This window comes from Pseudomonas sp. GM48, assembly GCF_000282335.1.
Taxonomy (GTDB): Bacteria; Pseudomonadota; Gammaproteobacteria; order Pseudomonadales; family Pseudomonadaceae; genus Aquipseudomonas.
The window spans coordinates 1-21,336 of the sequence record NZ_AKJM01000142.1 but is presented as its reverse complement, the minus strand read 5'-3'; the positions used below and the strand labels follow the sequence as shown (position 1 = coordinate 21,336).

Below are 21,336 nucleotides of genomic sequence, written 5' to 3'. Positions count from 1 at the left end.
GCGGCCTTAAGCAGGAGCCGACATGTCGCGTACGCTCATCAGAAAGAACCCGAGCAACTTCAAGACCCTGCCGTTATTCGTCGAAGCGACTCCCGAAGGCCTGGCTTATCAGAGCGTCGGCAGGCCGCTGAATTTCTCCCAGACCCTGCAACGTCGTCGCCCGGTGACGGTCGGCGACAGCGAACGGTTTGCCCTGGAGCTGGCCAATCTCGGGGTTTCGGTGCGCCTGACCCTGCATTGGCAGAATCGCGATTATTGGGTGTTGGTGCGCCAACGCCGGCAGGACCGTGGCGATGTGGTGCTCAAGTTGATCTCCGGGTACGTGCCGGCCCATGAGCTGAACCTGCCCTTGCACACGGCGATCCAGGAGATTGCTGAAGAATGCCTTCTGGAAACCCCCGAAGGCTGGCTCGGTGGGCGGTTCAATGACACCTGGTTGCCGACGCCCTACTCGGCTGCCCTGCATTACCGCGAAGCGCTGCCGTTTCGCCTGTCGCCATTGTCCGGCTCGGCGCGGCCGGTACGTTGCGCCAACCTGATGCTGATGGAGCGCCCGCGGGCTTACGTGCATTTGCCAACGGCGTCGCTGCAACTGATCTACGACTTGCGCCTGGACGTTCCCAAGGACGCCAAATCCCTGAGCCTGTTCCATGTCGATGAAAGACTGGAAGGCGATCAACTCGTCGCCCGCCTCGACCGCAAGCGCCCCGATCTGTACTTGATGCCCTTGCAGGACGGCCACCCGATGGCTGAGCTCTACACCTTGAAAAAGGATCAGCTGTGCCCGGCCAGCACGCGTGGATTGTACCTGGCCGAGAGTTTTGCCCGACAGGAAGGCTGGCTGGTGAGGGATGAGCGAATTCGCTGGAAAGACTGGGTGAGGCAGCAGGGTTTGACGCCGCCGGGAAAGGATTCGGGGCTGGCGCGGTTGCGCGGAAAAGCGAAGCAATTGCTGAAGAGGATGGTGCCGCGCAAGGCGGCACGATAGAAAAGGCAGAAAAGCTTTTGTGGCGAGGGAGCTTGCTCCCGCTGGGTTGCGAAGCGACCCTAAAACCATACAGCGCGGTTTTTTCGAGTTAATTGCATCCAGCCATTTTACGACTGCTGCGCAGCCGAACGGGAGCAAGCTCCCTCGCCACAGCAAGCTCCCTCGCCACAGCAAGCCCCCTCGCCACAAAAAGCCCGAGCGTTACTCGGACTTGCGGATCTTCTCGACAATCGCGGTGGTCGAGCTGTTTTCCACCAGCCCCAGCACTTTCACGGTACCGCCATAGGCCGTCACGATGTCCGCGCCGACGACCTGGTCGATCCCGTAGTCGCCGCCCTTGACCAGCACGTCCGGCTTGATCGCGCTCAGCAGGTTTTCCGGGGTGCCTTCCGGGAAACTGATGACCCAGTCCACCGCTCCCAGGCCGGCCAGTACCGCCATGCGCCGGTCGACGCTGTTGATCGGACGGCCCGGCCCTTTCAGGCGGCTGACCGATGCATCGTCGTTGATCGCCACGATCAGGCGATCGCCCTGGGCTCGCGCCTGCTCCAGATAGGTCACGTGGCCTGCATGCAGGATGTCGAAGCAACCGTTGGTGAAGACAATCCGTTCGTTATGCGCGCGCGCATCATCGACCGCCAGCAACAGCTGCTCAAGACCCAGCACACCGCGCTCGGAACCCTCCGCGCGTTGAATCGCACGACGCAGTTCCGGCGCACTGATGGCCGCCGTACCAAGCTTGCCGACCACGATACCCGCCGCCAGGTTGGCCAGGGCCACCGCGTGGGGCAGTTCTTCGCCAGCGGCAATCGCGGCCGCCAGGGTGGAAATCACCGTATCGCCAGCACCGGTCACGTCGAACACTTCACGGGCGCGGGCCGGCAAATGCAGCGCCGGGTGATCCGGACGCAGCAGGGTCATGCCATGCTCGCCACGGGTCACCAGCAAGGCACCGAGGTCCAGGTCGTGCATCAGTTGCGCGCCCTTGCTCACCAACTCGTGCTCATCGGCGCAACCACCGACGATGGTTTCGAACTCGTTGAGGTTTGGTGTGATCAGGCTCGCACCACGGTAGATCGAAAAATCCTTGCCCTTGGGATCGGCCAGCACCGGAATGCCACGGGCACGGGCGGCCTGGATCAGCGCCTGATGGTTTTTCAGCGCGCCTTTGCCGTAGTCGGACAACACCAGCACCTTGATGCCTTCAAGCAACTCGTCGACCTGCGCCGCCAACGCCAGCGCGTCGGTGGCGAAAGGCTCTTCGAAGTCGATACGCAGCAGTTGCTGGTGACGGCTCATGACCCGCAGCTTGACGATGGTCGGCTGGTGCGCAATGCGCTGGAAGATAGCCCGCACGCCAGCGCCCTTGAGGCTGTTGACCAGGCTGTTGGCGGCTTCATCGTCGCCGGTCACACCGACCAGCGAGGCCGGAGCCCCCAGGGCGGCAATGTTCAAGGCAACGTTGGCAGCACCGCCCGGGCGGTCCTCGATGTGATCGACCTTGACCACCGGCACCGGTGCCTCAGGGGAAATCCGTGAGGTACCACCATGCCAGTAACGGTCGAGCATGACATCGCCGACCACCAAGACAGGGGCTTGATCGAATCGCGGCATGGACAACTTCATGGTGAAACCCACATACAAAATGAACAGGGGCGCGATATTAACACAGGGTTGGTGTCGGCTTGTGCGGTGGCTGCAACGGGATGATTTGCCGGGTCTTTATGCTCATTTTTTGAGCATAAAGACCCGCCAGACGACGGCACCCTCGCGAAAGGGCGAGCCCTTTCGGGGTCAGGCGATGTCTTCGGCCGGGGCATCGAGGCCCATCGCGTTGAGGCGCGAGTAGTAGCCGTTTTGCGCCAGCAGTTGCTCGTGGGTGCCGCGCTCGACGATTTTCCCCTGGTCCATGACCAGGATCAGGTCAGCCTTCTCGATGGTCGACAAGCGGTGAGCGATCACCAGCGTGGTGCGACCTTTCATGACCTGATCCAGCGCTGCCTGGATATGCCGCTCGGACTCGGTATCGAGTGCCGACGTCGCCTCATCGAGAATCAGCAGCGGAGCATTCTTCAACAGCGCCCGGGCAATCGCCAGGCGCTGACGCTGGCCACCGGACAGCAGCACGCCGTTTTCCCCGACCTGGGTGTCCAGGCCTTCAGGCAATTGCGCAATGAAGTCCATCGCGTAGGCATCTTTGGCTGCTTTTTCAATGTCTTCACGGGGGGCACCGGCCAGGTCGCCATAAGCGATGTTGTTGGCCACAGTGTCGCTGAACAGGGTCACGTGCTGAGTCACCTGGGCAATATGCCGGCGCAGGTTCAACAACTTGTACTGTTCCACTTCGACGCCATCGATGAGGATTTCGCCCTTGTCGTGGTGATAGAAACGCGGAATCAGGTTGGCCAGGGTCGACTTGCCGCTGCCGGAACGGCCCACCAGAGCCACCATTTGCCCCGGCTCAACCGAGAAACTGATGTCATTGAGCACCTGACGCTCGGTGTCAGGGTAGGTGAAGCTGAGGTTGCGCACGTCCAGGCGACCGCTGACCACATCACGCTCGACGGTGCCGGTATCGACTTCAGGCTCGACATCCAGTTGCTCGAAGATACTTTCGGCACCGGCCACCCCCTTCTGGATGGTCGAGCTGACTTCGGACAGCTGGCGAATCGGCTTGGGCAGCAGACCGGCCAGGGTGATGTAGGCCACCATGTCGCCGGCAGACGCATCACCCCGCAGGAACAACACCAGGAACATCAGCACGGCCATGGCGGTGTAGATCACCAATTGCAGCAGCGGTGTGTAGATGGCGCCGGTACGGGTCATGCGCAATTGCTTGTCGGTATTGCCCTGGCTGGCGTCGAAGAAGCGCTTCTCTTCATAGGCTTCACCGCCAAAACTGCGCACCACGCGATAGCCCTGGATGGTTTCCGAGGCCACGTGTGTCACGTCGCCCATCGCCAGCTGGATTTTCTTGCTCTGCTTGCGGAATTTCTTGCTGGCGGTGCGCACCATGATGGCGATCAGCGGCAGGATGGCGACCATGACCAGCGTCAGGCGCCAGTTCATGAACAGCAGCGAGGCAAACAGGAAGATCACTGTCATGCCTTCACGAATAACGACCTTGATCGCATCTGTTGCCGCCCCCGTGACCATAGTCACGTTGAAGGTGATGCGTGAAATCAGGTGCCCCGAGTTATGCTTGTCGAAATACCGGTTTGGCAACACCAGCAGGTTGTTGAACAACTGGACCCGCAAGTCATGGACCAGGCCCAGGGAAACCTTGGCCAGGAAATAGTTGCCCAGATACGACCCCAACCCCTGCCACGCGGCGATCAGGATGATCAACAGCGGCACCGCCTGCAGCAGTTGCAGATCCCGCAGATAGGGCACGGTTGGAAACAAGGCCGCTTCAGGGTTGGATAGACCGTCGACGAAGTACTTGAGGATGTAGCCCAGCATTGGCTGCGTCGAAGCGAAAATCAGAAAACCGACGATGCTGATCAGGAACAGGCTGATGTACGGCCGGACATAGCCGAGCAGGCGGAAGTAGATTTTCAAGCTCGATGGGCTTGCGGAGAGACTGGAGTCGGTCATATCACGCGAATGTCGATGAAAAGGACGCTGACTTTAGCACAGCTTCCTCAGGGTTCTGGCAATCGCATACAGTCTGTGTATTGTGGCGCGTCAAATAGCCACCTAATGCCCCTGCCTTGGTACGGTCGCTCAATTCAGGAATAAGTTACTCAGCATGCAATTAAACGCTTTGAACAGCACGTCCAATAGAATCTTCGATTTCATTTGTCTGTGGATCCTTCCGCTCGGTTATTTATTGCTGCTTTGTGCGCTGTTTTTCCTGCCAGGGCGCAGTGTGCTTCACAAGCTTTACTATGGCCTGTTCAGCATTCCGGCACTGATTGCACTGTGCCTGCGTCCACGGCTCAGCAAAGAATTGCTGCACGAACCGGTCGTCATTGCAGTCCTGCTGTTTTTGGCATGGGCACTGCTCAGCCTGAGCTGGGGGCCAGGCGACGACATCGAGTTTGGTCAGTTCAAACCCTCATTGCATACCCTGTTTCTGTTCGTCGGCTGCTACCTGCTGGTGCGCTATCGCAGCGAAATCATTCAGCCCCTGCTGTTCTGCGCCGCGATGGTCGCGCTGATCGCTTCCGTCTACAACCTGTACAGGTTCGACCAGATCTACCAACCGGAAATGCGCCTGATCGGTGCAGGCGCGTTCGACAATCCACTGCTCAGCTCCCACGTTTTCGGCTTTTTCTGTACCTACTGGCTGAGCCTGAGCATGACCTGCAAGCGACGCCAGGTACTTTGGTTGAGCATACCGGCGATGGCCATCATGTTCGCCACAGTGCTGGCCACCGGTTCCAGGACCCCACTGGTTGCACTGACGCTGGCTGCGCTGTGGCTGTGTTTCATCTGCTGGAATCGACGCTCGGTCCTGATGCTTGGCTCCATATTCATCGCTGGAACAGCGACGCTCGTTCTGTTTGCGGACAAAATCTTTGAAAGAGGCAGCTCCTTCCGTATCGAGCTCTGGCAGTTGGCCCTGGACAAGATTGCTGAACATCCATGGATCGGACACAGCTACAACGCCGAGCTGACTCTGGACCCAGGCGTCGGCTACCCCCTCGAGGAGCCCCATAGCTTTATCCTGGGCGTGCTCTACTACGTCGGCATTATCGGACTGCTGCCATGGCTGTTCTTCCTCGTATGGAGCCTCATCAGTAGCCAGCGCCATCGCGTGCAACCGCTGTTTATTATTGCCTCAGCCTGGCTGGCCTTCGGTATCGGTGCAGGCCTGACCGAAGGTGGCGGGATTATCTCTCGTCCCAAGGAGCACTGGTTCCTGCTGTGGATCCCCCTGGCACTGATCGCCGCGTTGAGCATCAATCAACGGGCCAGGCGCCTGCTGGACACGCCGATCAAGACCGCGACGCCAAGCGCCCTGCAACAGCTGACTGCCGATGCCCGGGTCATCGAGGAGGATGGCTTGGGCCCCAAAGTCCTGCGCCTGACCGATGGCAGCTTTCTCAAGCTGTTCCGCCGCCGCCGCTGGTACACCTCGGGCAGTTTCACGCCTTATTCCGATCGCTTTGCCGTCAACAGCGTGCAACTGCGCAATATGGGCGTCCCGACACCGCACATCCTTGACCTTTACCGGTTCGAAGACGGCAGCACCGCTGTGCACTACTCTCCGTTGCCGGGCAACACGCTGCGCCAGATCCTGCAAGGCATCACCGCCCCGGCAGTGCGCCAGGCACTGGTGGAGCGTTTCGGCAAGTTCATGGCTCAATTGCATCAGCAAGGGGTGTACTTCCGCTCCCTGCACCTGGGCAATGTGCTGGTGCTGGAGGACGGCGAGTTCGGCCTGATCGACCTGGCCGACCTGCGAATTTACCCTTCATCTTTAAGCCCTTCCCTGCGCCGGCGTAATCTGCGCCATATGCAGCGCTACGCAGAAGATCGGCGCTGGCTGTTCGAGGACCACTTCGAAGCACTGCTGCAGGGATACGCCGCGGCGGCCTCGCAAGCCGACGTAGATAATTTGCACAGGCAAGTACTGGCCGGGAGTCCTCCGGCCCAGGCTCACTGATGACAGAAATCAACCCGCTTATCGCGATGGCAGCTTACGCGGGTATCTGGCTTTCGGCGTGCTCGGGCACCACTCGATCACTACCTGGATCTTGGTGCAAACCGGCGGTGACTCAGTCTTTCTCCAACCGTGAGAAATACATCCGGCCCAGCCCGCGCCAGGTTTTCTTGTTCCAGGCCTTGAACGGAATCTGCGCCAGCAACTCCCGCGCCAGCTTGCGATCACGGTTGGCGGTCTTGAGGAACATGGAGTTGAGAAACCTGTAGCGCACCTCGTCATACAACGGGTGGTCGCTGAAGAGCGCGTAGGTGCGCAGGATGCTATCGATCATGAAGCGGTGGTTCTTGTAGGAGTTGGTGGCGTGCTTGCGATAGCGCGCCATCAACACATTCAGGCCATCGATGAAGTAACCGGCATGGGTCACCTTCAGTTCAATCAGCAAGTCTTCCAGGCGAATGGTCGGGTCGAAACCGCCCACCTTGTCCAGCGCTTCGCGACGAATCATCAGGGTCGGTGCCGGCGGATAGGGCTTGCGCTCCAGGAACATGTCATCGAAGTCCAGGCGACGGAACGGGACATCCCGACGCTGGCGCTTCTCCGGGTAGAGATTGCCGTCGGCATCGATCAGCTCGATGTTGCCGGCGCAGATTCCGACCTCGGGCTTGCCCTCCATATGCGCGACCTGCGTGGCGATTCGCTCCGGCAACATGATGTCATCCGAACCGAACGGCACGATCAGGCTGCCCTTTGCCCGGGCAATCGCACCATTGAGGGTGTTGGTCAGCCCCTGGTTTTCCTGGACCCGGAAGTCGAAACCATGGATGGCCTGCAACGCTTTGATCCGCTCGACGCTGTCATCCTTCGAGCCATCGTCGACCACCAGCAACTCAATGTTCTGATAGGTCTGGTTGAGGACGCTGAGAATGCTTTCCTCGATGTAAGGGGCGTGGTTATACGACGCGATGATGACCGTGACGATGGGTTTCGCGTCGTTCATGGCTGTTCCTTGCGGGCCTGTTCCAGGCCGGAGTCGATCAGGTTCAGGTACTCCTGGCGGAAGACCTCGATGTCATGGTGTTGTTGCAGATAACGGAAGGCCTGCTCACCCTTGGCCTTGAGCTCGTCATCCGACAGCCCGAGGTAGGTGTCCAGCGCAGCCTGCAGCGTCGGCACATCCTTCGGCGTAATCGCCAGGCCACCGGCCCCCTCGATCAGCGGCAACATGGCCGGCACGTTCGAGGCAATCACCGGCAAATGCCCGCTCATGCCTTCAAGCAGCGCCAGCCCGAGGCCTTCGGCCAGGGAAGGCATGGTCCAGATGTCGAATGCGCGAATGTACTGCAGGGCGATTTCCTTGAACCCCAGCAAATGGGCACGACCGCTGAGGCCGAGGCGGTCGATTTCCGCAGCCAGGCGCGACTCTTCGCGACCGGCACCGATGATCGCCAGCTGGGTGTTCGGGTATTTGTCCTTGAGTGCGGCAAAGGCCTGCAGCAAATAGATATGGCCCTTGACCGGCACCAGTCGCCCCAACGCACCGATCAACCGCACCGACGGATCGATGCCCAGCATTTCACGGGCCTTTTCACGACTGTGCTGCAGACCTTCGGCTTGCTCGATGTCGATGGCATTGGTAATGGCGTAGGTATTCTGGTCGGTGAAGCCGCAGTCACAGTCCAGCAGATACTGTTTCACCGCAGGCGACACGCCAACGAAGCGCCAGTGACGATCGATCAGGCGCTGGGTCTGGCGGCGCCGGTAAAAACGGTCGTACTCGCCAAAACCATGGGAAATGCCGATGCACAACGGCACTTTCAACCAGCGGTTGAGTGCCAGCATCATGTTCACCGGCTTGAAGCGGTTGCAGATCACCACATCGAACTTTTCCCGGCGGCAGAACTTGTACAGCTGCCACATCGCCCGCAGGCGCATGCCCTTGAGGGACTTGTCGGAAAACTCGAAGTACACCGAACGGTCGGCTCGGCTCACCGCTTCCCCCGGCCCGGGTTTGCCGCGCAAAAACGCGGCGGTCACTTCATAGCGATCACTGGGCAGGGCCTTGACGATTTGCTCCGCGAGGTCGGCGAAATCATGGGCTTTGACGTTGTAGTCAGGCTGCAGCTGCAGGACCTTCGACCGCTGACTCATAACTCTCCCCGCTGAGAAACATTACCTGGTGTGTGCTTGAGGGACCACAAAAGCTCGTGGCGCCGGACTGCCTTGCGAAAGAATTCGTTCTCGCCGTAGGTTGGCGGCAACCGGCGGGCCAACAACCGCTGTATCAACCGACGCAAGCGACGCTTGAACGGCATCGCCGGTTGCAGGTCGTGCATCATGCCCAGCGCCATGGCTTTGTCTCGCTGTTGTTCCAGCGCCATCGGCAGGCAATAAGGCTGCATCGGCTGGGTCGAAGCGAAGATGGGTGGCAAGGCGATGCCATCGCCGGTATCGCCCATCGGCCAGCGGTCGTTGTCGTGCAAGTGGTTGGCATAGCCCAGCAGCGTGGTCGGTTGCCAGTCCAGGCCTTGCAAGGCTTCAAGGACTGCTGCCTGGGCGCAGATATGATCGGGATGCGGATCCAGGGTCGGATGCGGCAGCACGATGACCTCGGGCCGGGCCCGCAGCAGCAACTCGCGCAGATCGGCCAGCAGATTGTTCCAGGTCGGCGCGCCATCGGCATCGCCAGGCAGCGTGAACGGATTCAACTGGCGAAACAGCCGGGTATCGCTCAGGTCGGCTTCCCGCGATCCCGCCGCCACGCCAGGCGCGGCCTGCATGCTTGCCAGTTGCAAACAGAAATAACCCAGTTGTACGCAGTGAGCCTCGGGCACACCGGCCCAACGCGGCACGGCAATGCTGTCCCAGGCGCGCAGGCGGCCTTTCAAGCGGGCCGCATCGACCTTGTTCAGGCCCATCTGCCGATAGTGTTCGGCTTCGATTTCACCGGCGGTCAGCGTGACGATCCAGGTTTCATCGGCCTGGCTGTACAAACCGTAGGCCGCCAGTTCGGCGTCATCGGCGTGGGGCGCGATGACCATCACCCGCTGACGCCGGTAATCCGGATGTTCCAGTGCCCACAGCACGGGCTCGCCGAGCACGCGACAGAAACGCCCGCGCAAGCGCAGGTCACCACGGGACAGCGCCTGGGCCTGACCACTGAGGTTGAGGTAACGCAGGCCGTTTACGCCCCGCTCGAAGGTTTGCCGGTCAGGGTTTTCGCCCCCCGCCAACTCGACCACCGGATCGATAAAGCGTCCCAGCCAGGTGCTTTTTACCCGCAGGGCCAACACCAGCGTCGCGTCGTCGACCAGCATCACGCCCTCGTCCAGCCGTAAATGTTCACCGTTCAGGTGCACCTTGGGCTGTGGCGTGTAGGGGGGAAAGTTGTACTGGTAATCGTCTTTCGGTGAGTAGAACAGATGGTCGGCAAACCAGGCTTCGTGGGCGATCCAGCCCATAACCGCCAGCACCAGCGGCAACCACCAGGCCACCAGCACACCAATGACGATCAACAGCACCAACGCAATCAACAGGCCGATGCGTTTAGTGCGCCGATGGCGCTTGAGCAGTTGCTGTTTGCGGCTCATGGCTTGGCTCATACAGTGAAGACCGGCACGGAGTTGCACCAGCGATCCTTGTATTCACGGTCGGCGCGTCCGAAGGAAAAGCGCAACGGCTTGTCCTGCGCCCGGGCATGCTCCCAGGCGCTTTGCGTATTGAGAAAACTCAGCACACTGCCGGGACTGAACTCACGGGTTTCGGGATCGACCCCACCATTGATGTACTCGACACTGATCCACTGCGGGGTTTCGACGCGGTACACCAGTTGAATCGCGATCGGCGCATCGTTGAGGAAAATCACCGAACCGATCAGCCACTCGCGCAACAGTTCGATGACCTCGGCCATGCGTTCGGCGCCCGTCGCCGGGAAGCCCCAGCGGCGCTGGAACAGGTCGCAATAAATCGCCGCCAGATCGAAGCTGGAAAACTCGGACACCGGCCGCACCACGCCCCCGGCCTCTTCCAGCAGGCGCAATTCGCGGCGCTGGTTGTAGCGAAACTTTTTCGACAGCTCTTCGGGTGTGCGAGCCATGGCCAGTTGCTCGGTCTGCAACCTGATGCCGGTGAACCGCCCCTCGTTCAACGCCGACAGATAGCGCCCGCGATGGCGCAAAGGCGCCTGGGCATCGGCAGCGGCTGGCAGGATGATCTCGGCGTTACCCAGATCGAACAGCCCTTTCTTGCCGCGACGCTTGAGTACGTCCTTGGACAAGGCAAGGTCGCGGCCCCAGGTCGGGATCGCCGCCTTGATCTCGTCAGCCTGCACCCAGGCCAGGTAACGCACAGGAATGTCGGCCAGTTTCGCCAGCCGCTCGACCACCATGGGATGAGTCGCGACGCTGCCGCCATAACGCTGCCAGGTTTCGGCGTAAGTCGAGGCGTCGACTACCGCCCAGCCACGCTCGCGCCAGCCTTGAAATCGGTTGAGCATCAGCCCCTCTGTGCCAGTTCGGTAACGTGCGGCAAGTGCCAGAAAGCATCGCGCACGGCGCGGTCGGAAAAGCGTTCGCGCAAGCGCTCGAGCATCAACTCGGCACACTGTCGACGTTGCTGCTTATCCATGGCGGCCAGATGTTGCAGCCCCTTGGCCAGATGTTCGGCATCGCCCAGCGGAAACAGGATACCCACGCCTTCGACCACTTCCTTCGCTCCGCCGCAGGCGGTGGCCAGCAACGGTACACCGGCGGCCATGGCCTCCAGCAGCACCATGCCGAACGGTTCGTGATCGGAACTCAGGGCGAACACATCGAAGGCGCGGAAGTAGTTGCGCGCATCCGGCACCTGGCCGAGAAACAGCACACGGTCACCGATGCCCAGTTCGCGGGCCTGAGCCTTGAGGCTTTCCTCCAGGCGCCCCTTGCCGAGAATCACCAGCTGGCTGTTGGCCGGCAACTGCGGCAACGCCTCGGCGAAACCGTGCAGCAGCGTGGCCTGGTCCTTGTCCGGATGCAGCCGTCCGACGTTGCCGACGATCCAGGCATCCGCCGCCAGCCCCAGGGTTTCCCGGGCCTCGCGAGCCGATACTTGCGAGGCGTGCAGGGCCTCCACGTCAATACGGTTGTACAACGTCTGAATTCGCGAAGCCGGCCACTTCGGCAGGCATTCACGCATCTCGTCGCGCACCGCGTCGGACACACCGAGCAAACTCAGACGCTTGCGGAAAATATGCGCGAACAGTTTGCGGCTGCCGCGCTTGTAGTCTTCAAACCCGTGGTGCACGCCAATGACCGGCAACGACGTACCGAGCAAGGCGATATAGATAGGCTTGAAGCGATGAGCGATGCAGAAACTGAAGTTGCGCGACGCGGCGATCTTGCGCAGATCGCCGATGGCGCCCAGCTTCAGGCCACGAATGGCCTTGGAGCTGTACTCCATGAACAGCACTTCATCGGAGGCACAGCCCGCGGCGACTTCGGCATCGGCAGCCCCGGTGAGGAACACCGTGGTCACGCGATAGCCGGTCCCCGCGAACAGGCTGGCGTACTGCCGTGCGCAGTCCAGGAACGGCCCGTCATAGCCGTGACAGAACTGCAGCACATGACGTTCAGCCGAACGTGTCATAGGCGTTCGCGCCCTCTTTGACCACCAGGATGTCTTCCATGATCAGATACTGTAGATCCGAACCGAAGAACATGTTCAGCGCATCGGTCGGCGAGCAGATCATCGGTTCGCCGCGACGGTTGAGCGAGGTGTTGAGCGACACGCCGTTGCCGGTGAGCACTTCCAGCGCTTTCATCATGTCGTAGTAGCGCGGGTTGTATTCGCGCTTGAGCACCTGGGCGCGGGAGGTGCCGTCTTCGTGGACGACTTCCGGCACGCGGGTTTTCCATTCTTCCGCCACTTCGAAGGTGAAGGTCATGAACGGAGCCGGGTGATCGATCTTGATCATCTGCGGCGCCACGGTGTCGAGCATCGACGGGCAGAAAGGCCTCCAGCGCTCGCGGAACTTGATTTGATGGTTGATCCGGTCAGCCACGCCCGCAATGCTCGGGCAGCCGATGATCGAGCGACCACCCAGTGCACGCGGACCGAACTCCATGCGCCCCTGGAACCAGGCCACCGGGTTGCCGTCGACCATGATCTTGGCGATCTGCTCCGGCATGTTGTCGAGCTTGCGCCAGGTTGGCTTATTCTCGTGACGGGCGCACGCAGCGATAACATCTTCGTTGCTGTACGACGGGCCGAGGTAGACGTGTTCCATCTTCTCGACCGGTACGCCACGGGCGTGGGACACATAGGCTGCCGCACCCACCGCGGTACCGGCATCGCCGGACGCAGGCTGCACGAACAGCTCTTTGACGTCATCGCGAGCAATGATTTTCTGGTTGAGCTTGACGTTCAACGCACAGCCGCCAGCGTAGGCCAGTTTGCCGGTTTCCTTGAGCACGCCGCCCAGGTAGTAGTCGATCATCTGCAGCGCAATTTTTTCGAACAGCGCTTGAATGCTCGCGGCGTAGTGGATGTAAGGCTCGTCGGCGATGTCGCCTTCGCGCTTCGGCCCCAGCCACTCGATCAGCTTCGGCGAGAAGTAGTAACCCTTGCCCTTCTCTTTATAGCGACGCAGGCCGATGACGTTGGCGTAGTCGGTGTTGATCACCAGCTCGCCGTTTTCGAACGAAGCCAGGCGCGAGAAATCGTATTTGCTGGCGTCGCCGTACGGCGCCATGCCCATGACCTTGAACTCACCGTCGAGCATATCGAAACCGAGGAACTCGGTGATCGCGCCGTACAGGCCGCCGAGGGAGTCCGGATCGAAGAACTCCTTGATCTTGTGGATCTTGCCGTTTTCGCCATAACCGAAGAAGGTCGTGGCGTACTCGCCCTTGCCGTCGATGCCCAGGATCGCGGTTTTCTCTTTGAAACCGGAGCAGTGATAAGCGCTGGAGGCGTGGGCCAGGTGGTGTTCGACCGGCTCGATCTTGATCTTCTTCGGATCAAAACCCAATTGCTCCAGGCACCAGACGATCTTGTTGCGATAGCGCTTGTAGCGACGGTTGCCCATCAGGATCGCGTCGAGTGCACGGTCCGGGGCGTACCAGTAACGCTTGGCGTACTGCCAGCGGGCCTTGCCGAACAGGCTGATCGGGGCGAACGGGATCGCTACCACGTCAACGTCGGACGGCTTGATACCGGCCTGCTCCAGGCAGAATTTCGCCGATTCGTAGGGCATGCGGTTCTTTGCATGTTTATCGCGTACGAAGCGCTCTTCTTCAGCCGCCGCGACCAGTTTGCCGTCGATATACAGGGCTGCGGAAGGATCATGGCTAAGGGCGCCGGACAGGCCAAGAATCGTCAATGCCACAGGGGTCTAGCCTCTTTAGTCTGCATGCAGGCGCAAGCGCCTCAAAAATTAATGTGCCCTCGCAAGGGGCGAGAGACAGCTAAAGGGCGGGATTATAGCGTAAAAGCAGCGGCAAGCTCTTGGGCGCCCACAAAATTCGGGACACTGGCCAAACATGGGTTGCCGGGTAGTCCGTCATCGCGAACAAGCTCGCCCCCACAGTGGTTCTCGGCCGCACACAAAATATGTGTTCGACAAAGATTCAGTGTGGGAGCGGGCTTGCTCGCGATAGCGGCTTAGGCAGCGCTGGAGATGTCTTTGGGAAGACGCTGATCGATGACCTGGTAAAGGGCGCTGCTTTCAGGCCAATTGCGCATGAACCGCGCGCGGTCCTTTGCGTACGCCGGGGCGAAGCTGCCGAGGGAGCCGTGCTGGCACATCGCGTCAAGGTCGATCAACGCCCAGCGATCCTGCTGCCAGAACAGATTATGCCCCTTGAAGTCGCCATGGCTGATGCGTTCGCGAATCAACTCGGCAAACAGATGATCCAGCGCCGCCAGCTCGGCTTCCGGTGCATCGCCACGCTCAACATACGGCGCAAACCGCTCGATGATGTCCGGCCCGGGCAGATACTCGGTGATCAAGTACGCCCGGCTTCGCAGCCAGAGAACACGTTTTTCCAGCAGCGCCAGCGGCTTCGGTGTGGCAATCCCGAGGAACGCCAGGCGGTTGCCTTCGCGCCATGAATGCCAGGCCCGGCTCGGACGCCAGAAGCGCTTGAGCCAATGGGCAAAACCCTTGATGTTGTAGCGCTTGATCACCAGTGTGCGGCCATCCACCTCGACCTTGCCGACGCTCGCTGCACCGCCAGTCTTGTACAGATGCCCCTGATCGAGCAAGGCATCGGCCTGCTCCAGCACCGGCAACATTGACGGCTCTTCCTCGCGGCGAATCGCCCGCAATCCAAAGGCTCCGCGCTGGACGCTGAACAGTGTGCACTCGCGGCCGATCTTGTTCAGGAAGTCCTTGAGGCGCCAGTTGCGGACCTTGTCGATCTGCTTCTGCAACGCCTCCATCGGCAGGGCGTGCTCGCCGTTGCTGAGCAGGTAATACACCAGCAACTCTTCAATGAAGGGCTCCAGCGACTTGGGCAACTGGGCGAAGAACACCCCGAGGTTTTCCAGGACTTTCTGCCGCGACAGGGGCTGCCCCGGCGTTTCGGAGCAAATCCCGGCGCCGTCGATCAAGTACAGACGACCACGCTGACGCAGCAGGTTGTCCAGGTGCAGGTCTTCCTGCCACAGTCCTTTGCGGTGCATTTGACCGATGGCGCCTAACGCCTCGGCCAACACCGCCCCCTGCCCGTCGGATAACACCGGTAAATTCTCGACCTGCTTCCAGGTATCACCCAGGCTTTCGGCGCCCTCCAGAAACTCGAACAGCAGCCAGCCACCCTCACCTTCTTTCAGGCCGTCGGCCAACAGCTGCGGCGTGGTCAGCCCTTGGGCAGAGAGCAGGCGCACGCCGTCCAGTTCACGCTGAAAATGCCGGGCTGCCTTGCTGCCGACCAGCAACTTGGCCAGCACCGGCCGACCACGCCAGACGCCAGCACCGACATAACGCTGCCCCGGCAACACCCGCAACAGGCTCAGCAGTTGTAAATCGGCGGGGCCGGCAGCGTCGGCCAGCGATATGCTCAGCGGCAAAACCGGATTGCGGCCGGCGGACTTCAATTCGGACAATCGCATCAGCGCGGCCTCTTCTGGCTGCGCCGCGCCGTCAAGCGCTGCAGCCAACTATCGATCAGTGAGCTTTCCTGCGGCTGATCCAGATAGGCGGCCAGCAATTCCCGTAGTTGCGACTCGCCCCACTCGGACGCACGGCGCGTCAGCGGTTCCAGGTCCTTGATTCGGTCACGCTGCCCGTACAGCAACGGTCGGGTCTTTTCCAGATCGATCAATTGAGCCTGATAGCCGTTGCCGGTGGCGCGCATGAAAATGTGCTTGGGGTAGAAGCAACCATGCACCTGGCGTGCAGCGTGCAGTTGCCGGGCCAGTTCACCACTGGCCTTGAGGATTTCCGAGTGCTGCTCGGGGCTCAATTCAGCCCAGCGCTGCAACAGCGAGTCGAGGTCGTCCCAACCATCCAGGGCACGGGTCAGCAGGATCGCCCGGACTTCGCCATTGACCTTGCGCTCACCGTAAAAAACCGCTTCCAGCGCCGGAATCCCCAGTTTCTGGTAATGGGAGATGTTGCGAAACTCGCGGGCAAAACTTGGCTCGCCGAACGGTGCGCGCAAGGTGCGGGTCAGGTAATTGCTTTGGCGCTTGAGGTAGAAACCATGACCTTCCAGATCCAGCCGAGACACGCTGCTCCAGCCGCCGCGACCGGTGTTGGGTTCATCCACCGCTTCGAGCTGCATGGCCCAGAGTGCCTCGAACGTGCCAAGGCCATGGCGCTCAAGCAGCGCACGGTCCTCGGCGGCCAGAAAATCGGTCATTCGCGTCCCTCGAAAAATCTCACCACATGCCGGATGCGTTTTTTGTCCGCAGCGTTGAGCCGGGTCCGATTGCGGTATTGCAGGTAAAAGCGCAGGCGCTGGGTAGTCGACAGTTGATACTTGGCGACCTTGTCCAGGCACGCCAGATCCTTGGTAATACGGTACTTGAGCCAGAAACCGCGCCAGAAATCGCCGTTGGGGCAATCGATCAAAAACACTCGGGCCTCATCGTCGATCAGCAGGTTGCGCCACTTCAAATCGTTATGGGTGAAGCGGTGATCGTGCATGATCCGGGTGTATTCGGCCAACTGACGACTGACAGTATCGACCCAGGCGCGATCCGAAAGTTTCGGGTCGCGCCGCTCGGCCAGTGCCGACAAGTCTTCGGTACGCGGCAGTTCCCGGGTAATCATCGCACCACGAGCGTAGGCCACACCGCGCCGCTCCAGCCCCCAGGCCACCACTTCGGCGGTGGGAATGCCCCACTTGGCGAAGCGCTTGAGGTTCTGCCACTCCATCTTCACCCGAGGCTTGCCGAGGTAACGCCGCAAGCCTTTGCCAGCGCCCACGTAGCGCTTGACGTAATAGTTGACGCCATTGCGCTCGACACGGATGACTTCCGAAAGCAGATCGCTGGTCAATTGCTCGCCCTGCAATGCAAACACAGCCTCGAGGCTGCCGAAGTCATCGGCCAGATCGCTGTAGGCCGGTTCCAGTTTCCAACCCGACATCAGAGCGCATCCCCGTATCGCTGTTTACGCTCGTAGAGCTTGTTGGCCTTGCCGTCGAGCCACGCCAGCAACGACGCCTCTTCACTCAGGATCTGACGCAGCGGCTGCTGGAAATAACCTTTGAGAAAACGCAGCTTGTCGCGGCGGGTCAGGCCAATGTCCAGGGCCGAAAAGTACAGGGCCGCCAGGTCCTTGTTGCGCCAGCGCAAGGTGATCGTCGGACGGGTCTGGGCACGGTGCAGGTCGATCACCGAGAGCTTGAAGTCGTCCGCCGTCACCGGTTTGTCGGTGTGCAGCAGGAAATGGCAGATGTAGCAGTCGCGGTGGTTGACCCCGGCGCGGTGCATCATGCCGGTCATGCGTGCGACTTCGGCGATCAGTGCGCGCTTGAGTCTTGGTTCGGGAGGCTGCCTGATCCAGTTGATGCTGAAATCTTCGAGGCTGACCGTAGGCGCCAGTTCTTCGGTGACGATGAACGAGTGCTGGTCGGCCGGGTTGCTGCCCTTCTCGCCGTACGCCACGGCGGTCATGGTCGGCACGCCGACTTCCTGCAGGCGCTGGATGGCCCTCCACTCTTGACCCGCGCCCAGTACAGGAAGCTTGGCTGTAAGCAGGTTCTTGAAGATTTCGCCCCAGCCGATGCCACGGTGGATTTTCACGAAAAACCCGTTGCCGTCGACTTCCGTGCGTAATGTCCGGCGCGCTTCCAGCTCGCGGTACACCTCGCCCTCAAGCCCCTCGACTTCGGCGAACGGGTCGCGTCCGGCCCAGAGGCTTTTGAACGGTTCAGCCAGCATCAACTTCATTTAAGCGTGCTCCGCCAGAATCACATCGGCCGCGTGCTGCGGCATGCTGTAGAGGTCGGCCGTTTCGGCGAAGGCCAGACCGTTGCGGCTCCAGGCCGCCCTTGCCAGAGCGTCGTTCAACATGCCGGTCAGGTACTGCGTCAGTTGTGCCTGATCGAACGGTTCGTCCAGCACCAGACCTGCATCGGCCTCGGCAATGTAATGGGCGTAACCGCACACCGCGCTCACCAGCACCGGCAAGCCGGCCACCAGCGCTTCAAGCAAAACCGTGCCGGTGTTTTCGTTGTACGCCGGGTGGATCAACAGATCGGCACCCAACAGGAAACGCGGTATGTCACTGCGACCCTTGAGGAACGTGACGTTGTCGCCCAACCCCAAGGTCGCGCTCTGCATCTGGAATAACTTGGGGTCATCCTGGCCAATTACAAACAGCCGGGTGCGCTTCTTCAACTCGGCGGGCAATGCCGCCAGTGCCTTGAGACTGCGGTCCACACCTTTGGTCTTGAACCCGGAGCCGATCTGCACCAGCAGCAGTTCGTCGTCCTGGAGCTTGAATTCCGCGCGGAACCCTGCGCGAATTTCGTCGGCATCGGCCGGCCGGCGACGATCCTGGGCAATGCCCGGCGGCAGCAGGTGGAAACGCTCCAGCGGTGTGTCGTAATGCTTGATGAACAACGGCTGCTGGACCTCGGAAATCATCAACACTTCGGTCTTGGCGTCCCTGGCGAACACTGCGCGCTCGTATTCGGCGAAGTGGCGATAGCGACCCCAACGGCGGTACAGCGAGTTGCGCAGGTTCTGCGCCTTGTCTTCGAAGCAGCCGTCGGCGGCGTAGTACACGTCCAGACCCGGCATCTTGTTAAAGCCGATCAGACGGTCAACCGGGCGCTTGGCCAGGTCCGCTTCCATCCATTCGCTGAGCTTTTCATTGCGCCGATGGTTGAAGAACGCCTTGACCGGCGCCACCAGCACTTCGAAGCCCGGCGGCACGTCGCCCTCCCAGATCAGCGTGTAGACGCGAATCTGATGGCCGCGCTTCTGGCACTCCAGGGCGATGCGCATGAAATCGCGCTGCAAGCCGCCGAACGGGAAATATTTGTACAAGACAAATGCCAATTGCATCAGCGCAGCTCCTCAGCCAGTAACAACGTGCTCAGTCGGCTGGCGACACGCTCGGGATTCAGTCGCGTGAAGCACAATGGCCACTCGCGTTTCAGGTCAAACTGACGGGCATCTTCGGCCGTCGGTTGGTAAGTACATTTCTTTTGCAGGCACGGCGCGCAGGGGAAGTCGCTGGCCAGGTGAATCTGCGATTTGCCGTAGGCGCCGGTCAGGCCCGGATTGGTCGGGCCGAACAGCGACAGCGTCGGCACATCCAGCGCGGCGGCCAGATGCCCCAGGCCGGTGTCTACCGCCACGCAGGCTTGCGCGCCGGCCAGTACCTTGCCGACACCCGCCAGGTTCAATTTTGGCAACACTTCGGCGTGTTTGAAATCCGCGGCGATGCGCTCGGCGCGGGCTTTCTCCTGGGCATTGCCCCAAGGCAACTTCACCCCTACGCCAAGGTAGCCGACCCGTTCGGTCAGCTCGCGCCAATAGGCTTCAGGCCAGTGCTTGGTGTCCCAGGTGGTGCCATGCAGAAACACCACGTAAGGATTCTTGCGCGGCAGCTCCACCAGGCGCTCGACATTCAGACCGTAGTCGCCCAGGCCTTTGGGCAAGTCATAGCCCAACGCGATGGCGAACAGCTGACGCACTCGCTCCACCGCGTGCTGGCCTCGGGCAACGGCCAGACGTCGATTGTAAAAGCGTGCAGCAATTGGCTCGCGTGCCGAACTTTTATCGAGGCCGGCCACCGGCGCCTTGACATAACGGGTCAGCCAGGCGCTTTTCAGCAAGCCCTGGGCGTCGATCACCAAGTCGTATTTCGAGGCGCGAACGCTTTGCTTGAAACGCTTCCACTCACCGCTCTTGATGGTCTGCCAGATGTTTTTGCGCCAGCGACGGATCGCCACCGGAATCACCTTGCCCACCGCCGGATGCCAGGTCGGGATCTCGGCAAAGCCTTCTTCCACCACCCAGTCGAATTTGATGCCGGGGATCGCCCGCGCCGCGTCGGTCAACGCCGGCAACGCATGAATGACGTCGCCCAGCGAAGACGTCTTGATCAACAGAACCCGCAAGCTATTTGACCTCGACCACAGTGCCTTGCAACCGCTGCAAGGCTTCGTTCACGGCCTGCGGCATGAGCTGGCGCAGGCAGTTGTAATGGCCAAAACGGCAGGTGCGGTCGAAGCATGGGCTGCACTCGATGCCCAGGCGTACGATTTCCACATGCTCGGCCAACGGTGGTGTGAAACCCGGCGACGTCGAACCGTAGACCGCTACCAATGGGCGGTTCAGCGCGGCGGCGACGTGCATCAGGCCGGAGTCGTTGGACACCACCGAATCGGCGCAGGACATCAGGTCGATGGCTTCGGCCAGCGAAGTGCCGCCACTGAGGTTCACTGACTCTTCACGCAGGCCGGGAATCAAACGTGCGCGAATGTCTTCGCCCACGGCGTGATCGTTTTTCGAACCGAACAGCCAGACTTGCCAGCCTTCGCGGATCTTCGCTTCGGCAACCTTGGCGTAATGCTCGGACGGCCAGCGCTTGGACTCGCCGAACTCGGCGCCGGGGCACAGGGCCAACACCGGACGGTCGAGGGTCAGGCCGAATTTGGCCAGTGCCGTTTCACGGGTGACCGGATCGATCTGCAGCGTCGGGCGCGGATACGGTTTTGGCAGCTCAACGCCCGGCTCGTAAGCCAGGGCCATGAAGCGTTCGATCATCAGCGGGTAACGATCTTTGTCCAGCGTGCGCACGTCATTGAGCAGGCCGTAACGGAATTCGCCGCGCCAGCCAGTGCGTTTCGGGATACCGGCAAAGAACGGCACCAGCGCCGACTTCAGGGAGTTGGGCAACAGGATCGCCTGGTCGTACTGGCCGGCCAGGGATTTACCGATGCGCCGACGCGTCGCCAGATCCAGAACGCCGTGACCGAGCGGAAAGCTCAAGGCCTGGCGAACTTCGGGCATGCGCTCAAGAATCGGCCGGCTCCACTCGGGGGCCAGCACGTCGATTTCGCACTGAGGGTGGCGTTGCTTAAGACACTGGAAAAGTGTCTGCGCCATCACCATGTCACCGACCCAACTGGGCCCAACGATCAGAATTTTCATGTGGTTTCCATAAACGAACCGGGGAGGCCTACGCCTCCCCGCCTCGAAAATCACTGTGGAAGCGCTCTGCTCGCGATGGGGTCATCACCTTCAACATTGCTGTCGACTGTCACTCCGCTATCGCGAGCAGGCTCGC

At 60.9% G+C, this 21,336-nt stretch carries 17 protein-coding genes; 2 read left to right on the top strand and 15 right to left on the bottom strand.

What is annotated here, in order from left to right; all coding sequences use genetic code 11:
- The first annotated feature begins 22 nt into the window (after positions 1-22).
- Positions 23-988 (top strand): hypothetical protein, encoded by a 966-nt coding sequence (locus PMI28_RS03470; protein ID WP_007991530.1) that lies wholly within the window; start codon positions 23-25, stop codon positions 986-988.
- A 201-nt stretch (positions 989-1,189) separates the two neighbouring features.
- On the opposite strand, the gene hldE is transcribed toward PMI28_RS03470, so the two are convergent.
- A complete protein-coding gene (hldE, locus tag PMI28_RS03475; protein WP_007991528.1) occupies positions 1,190-2,614 on the bottom strand; it encodes a bifunctional D-glycero-beta-D-manno-heptose-7-phosphate kinase/D-glycero-beta-D-manno-heptose 1-phosphate adenylyltransferase HldE in 1,425 nt (474 codons plus the stop codon).
- Positions 2,615-2,782: 168 nt separating this feature from the next.
- Positions 2,783-4,585, bottom strand: a complete 1,803-nt coding sequence (gene msbA / locus PMI28_RS03480; protein WP_007991526.1) for a lipid A export permease/ATP-binding protein MsbA — start codon at positions 4,583-4,585, stop codon at positions 2,783-2,785.
- 154 nt (positions 4,586-4,739) lie between these two features.
- Between msbA and PMI28_RS03485 the strand changes: the two genes are divergently transcribed.
- Positions 4,740-6,602 (top strand): bifunctional O-antigen ligase/aminoglycoside phosphotransferase family protein, encoded by a 1,863-nt coding sequence (locus PMI28_RS03485; protein ID WP_007991523.1) that lies wholly within the window; start codon positions 4,740-4,742, stop codon positions 6,600-6,602.
- A gap of 112 nt (positions 6,603-6,714) precedes the next feature.
- Here the strand turns inward: PMI28_RS03485 and PMI28_RS03490 are convergent, their stop codons facing one another.
- The 13 genes from PMI28_RS03490 to waaF form a co-directional block, all read right to left on the bottom strand.
- A complete protein-coding gene (locus PMI28_RS03490) occupies positions 6,715-7,599 on the bottom strand; it encodes a glycosyltransferase (protein ID WP_007991521.1) in 885 nt (294 codons plus the stop codon).
- A complete protein-coding gene (locus tag PMI28_RS03495) occupies positions 7,596-8,750 on the bottom strand; it encodes a glycosyltransferase family 4 protein (RefSeq protein ID WP_007991518.1) in 1,155 nt (384 codons plus the stop codon). Before PMI28_RS03495 ends, PMI28_RS03490 begins: the two co-directional genes overlap by 4 nt.
- Positions 8,747-10,189, bottom strand: a complete 1,443-nt coding sequence (locus PMI28_RS03500; RefSeq protein ID WP_007991517.1) for a PIG-L deacetylase family protein — start codon at positions 10,187-10,189, stop codon at positions 8,747-8,749. The genes PMI28_RS03495 and PMI28_RS03500 overlap by 4 nt, the downstream gene beginning before the upstream one ends.
- 8 nt (positions 10,190-10,197) lie before the next feature.
- Positions 10,198-11,094, bottom strand: a complete 897-nt coding sequence (locus PMI28_RS03505) for an antimicrobial resistance protein Mig-14 (protein ID WP_007991515.1) — start codon at positions 11,092-11,094, stop codon at positions 10,198-10,200.
- Positions 11,094-12,224 (bottom strand): glycosyltransferase, encoded by a 1,131-nt coding sequence (locus PMI28_RS03510; RefSeq protein ID WP_007991513.1) that lies wholly within the window; start codon positions 12,222-12,224, stop codon positions 11,094-11,096. Before PMI28_RS03510 ends, PMI28_RS03505 begins: the two co-directional genes overlap by 1 nt.
- Positions 12,208-13,965: a carbamoyltransferase family protein gene (locus tag PMI28_RS03515; protein ID WP_007991511.1), complete on the bottom strand. Its 1,758-nt coding sequence runs from the start codon at positions 13,963-13,965 to the stop codon at positions 12,208-12,210. The genes PMI28_RS03510 and PMI28_RS03515 overlap by 17 nt, the downstream gene beginning before the upstream one ends.
- Positions 13,966-14,240: 275 nt before the next feature.
- Complete coding sequence (locus PMI28_RS03520; RefSeq protein WP_007991509.1) at positions 14,241-15,692, bottom strand: lipopolysaccharide kinase InaA family protein; 1,452 nt, start codon at positions 15,690-15,692, stop codon at positions 14,241-14,243.
- Positions 15,692-16,444: a lipopolysaccharide kinase InaA family protein gene (locus PMI28_RS03525; RefSeq protein ID WP_007991507.1), complete on the bottom strand. Its 753-nt coding sequence runs from the start codon at positions 16,442-16,444 to the stop codon at positions 15,692-15,694. Before PMI28_RS03525 ends, PMI28_RS03520 begins: the two co-directional genes overlap by 1 nt.
- On the bottom strand, positions 16,441-17,175 hold the full coding sequence (locus PMI28_RS03530) for a lipopolysaccharide kinase InaA family protein (RefSeq protein ID WP_007991505.1): 735 nt from the start codon (positions 17,173-17,175) through the stop codon (positions 16,441-16,443). The genes PMI28_RS03525 and PMI28_RS03530 overlap by 4 nt, the downstream gene beginning before the upstream one ends.
- Complete coding sequence (gene rfaP / locus PMI28_RS03535) at positions 17,175-17,981, bottom strand: lipopolysaccharide core heptose(I) kinase RfaP (protein ID WP_007991503.1); 807 nt, start codon at positions 17,979-17,981, stop codon at positions 17,175-17,177. The genes PMI28_RS03530 and rfaP overlap by 1 nt, the downstream gene beginning before the upstream one ends.
- Complete coding sequence (locus PMI28_RS03540; RefSeq protein WP_007991501.1) at positions 17,982-19,103, bottom strand: glycosyltransferase family 4 protein; 1,122 nt, start codon at positions 19,101-19,103, stop codon at positions 17,982-17,984.
- Positions 19,103-20,164, bottom strand: coding sequence for a lipopolysaccharide heptosyltransferase I (gene waaC, locus PMI28_RS03545; RefSeq protein ID WP_007991498.1), 1,062 nt, complete (start codon positions 20,162-20,164; stop codon positions 19,103-19,105). The genes PMI28_RS03540 and waaC overlap by 1 nt, the downstream gene beginning before the upstream one ends.
- A 1-nt stretch (position 20,165) precedes the next feature.
- Positions 20,166-21,200 (bottom strand): lipopolysaccharide heptosyltransferase II, encoded by a 1,035-nt coding sequence (gene waaF / locus PMI28_RS03550; protein ID WP_007991497.1) that lies wholly within the window; start codon positions 21,198-21,200, stop codon positions 20,166-20,168.
- Positions 21,201-21,336: the final 136 nt, after the last annotated feature.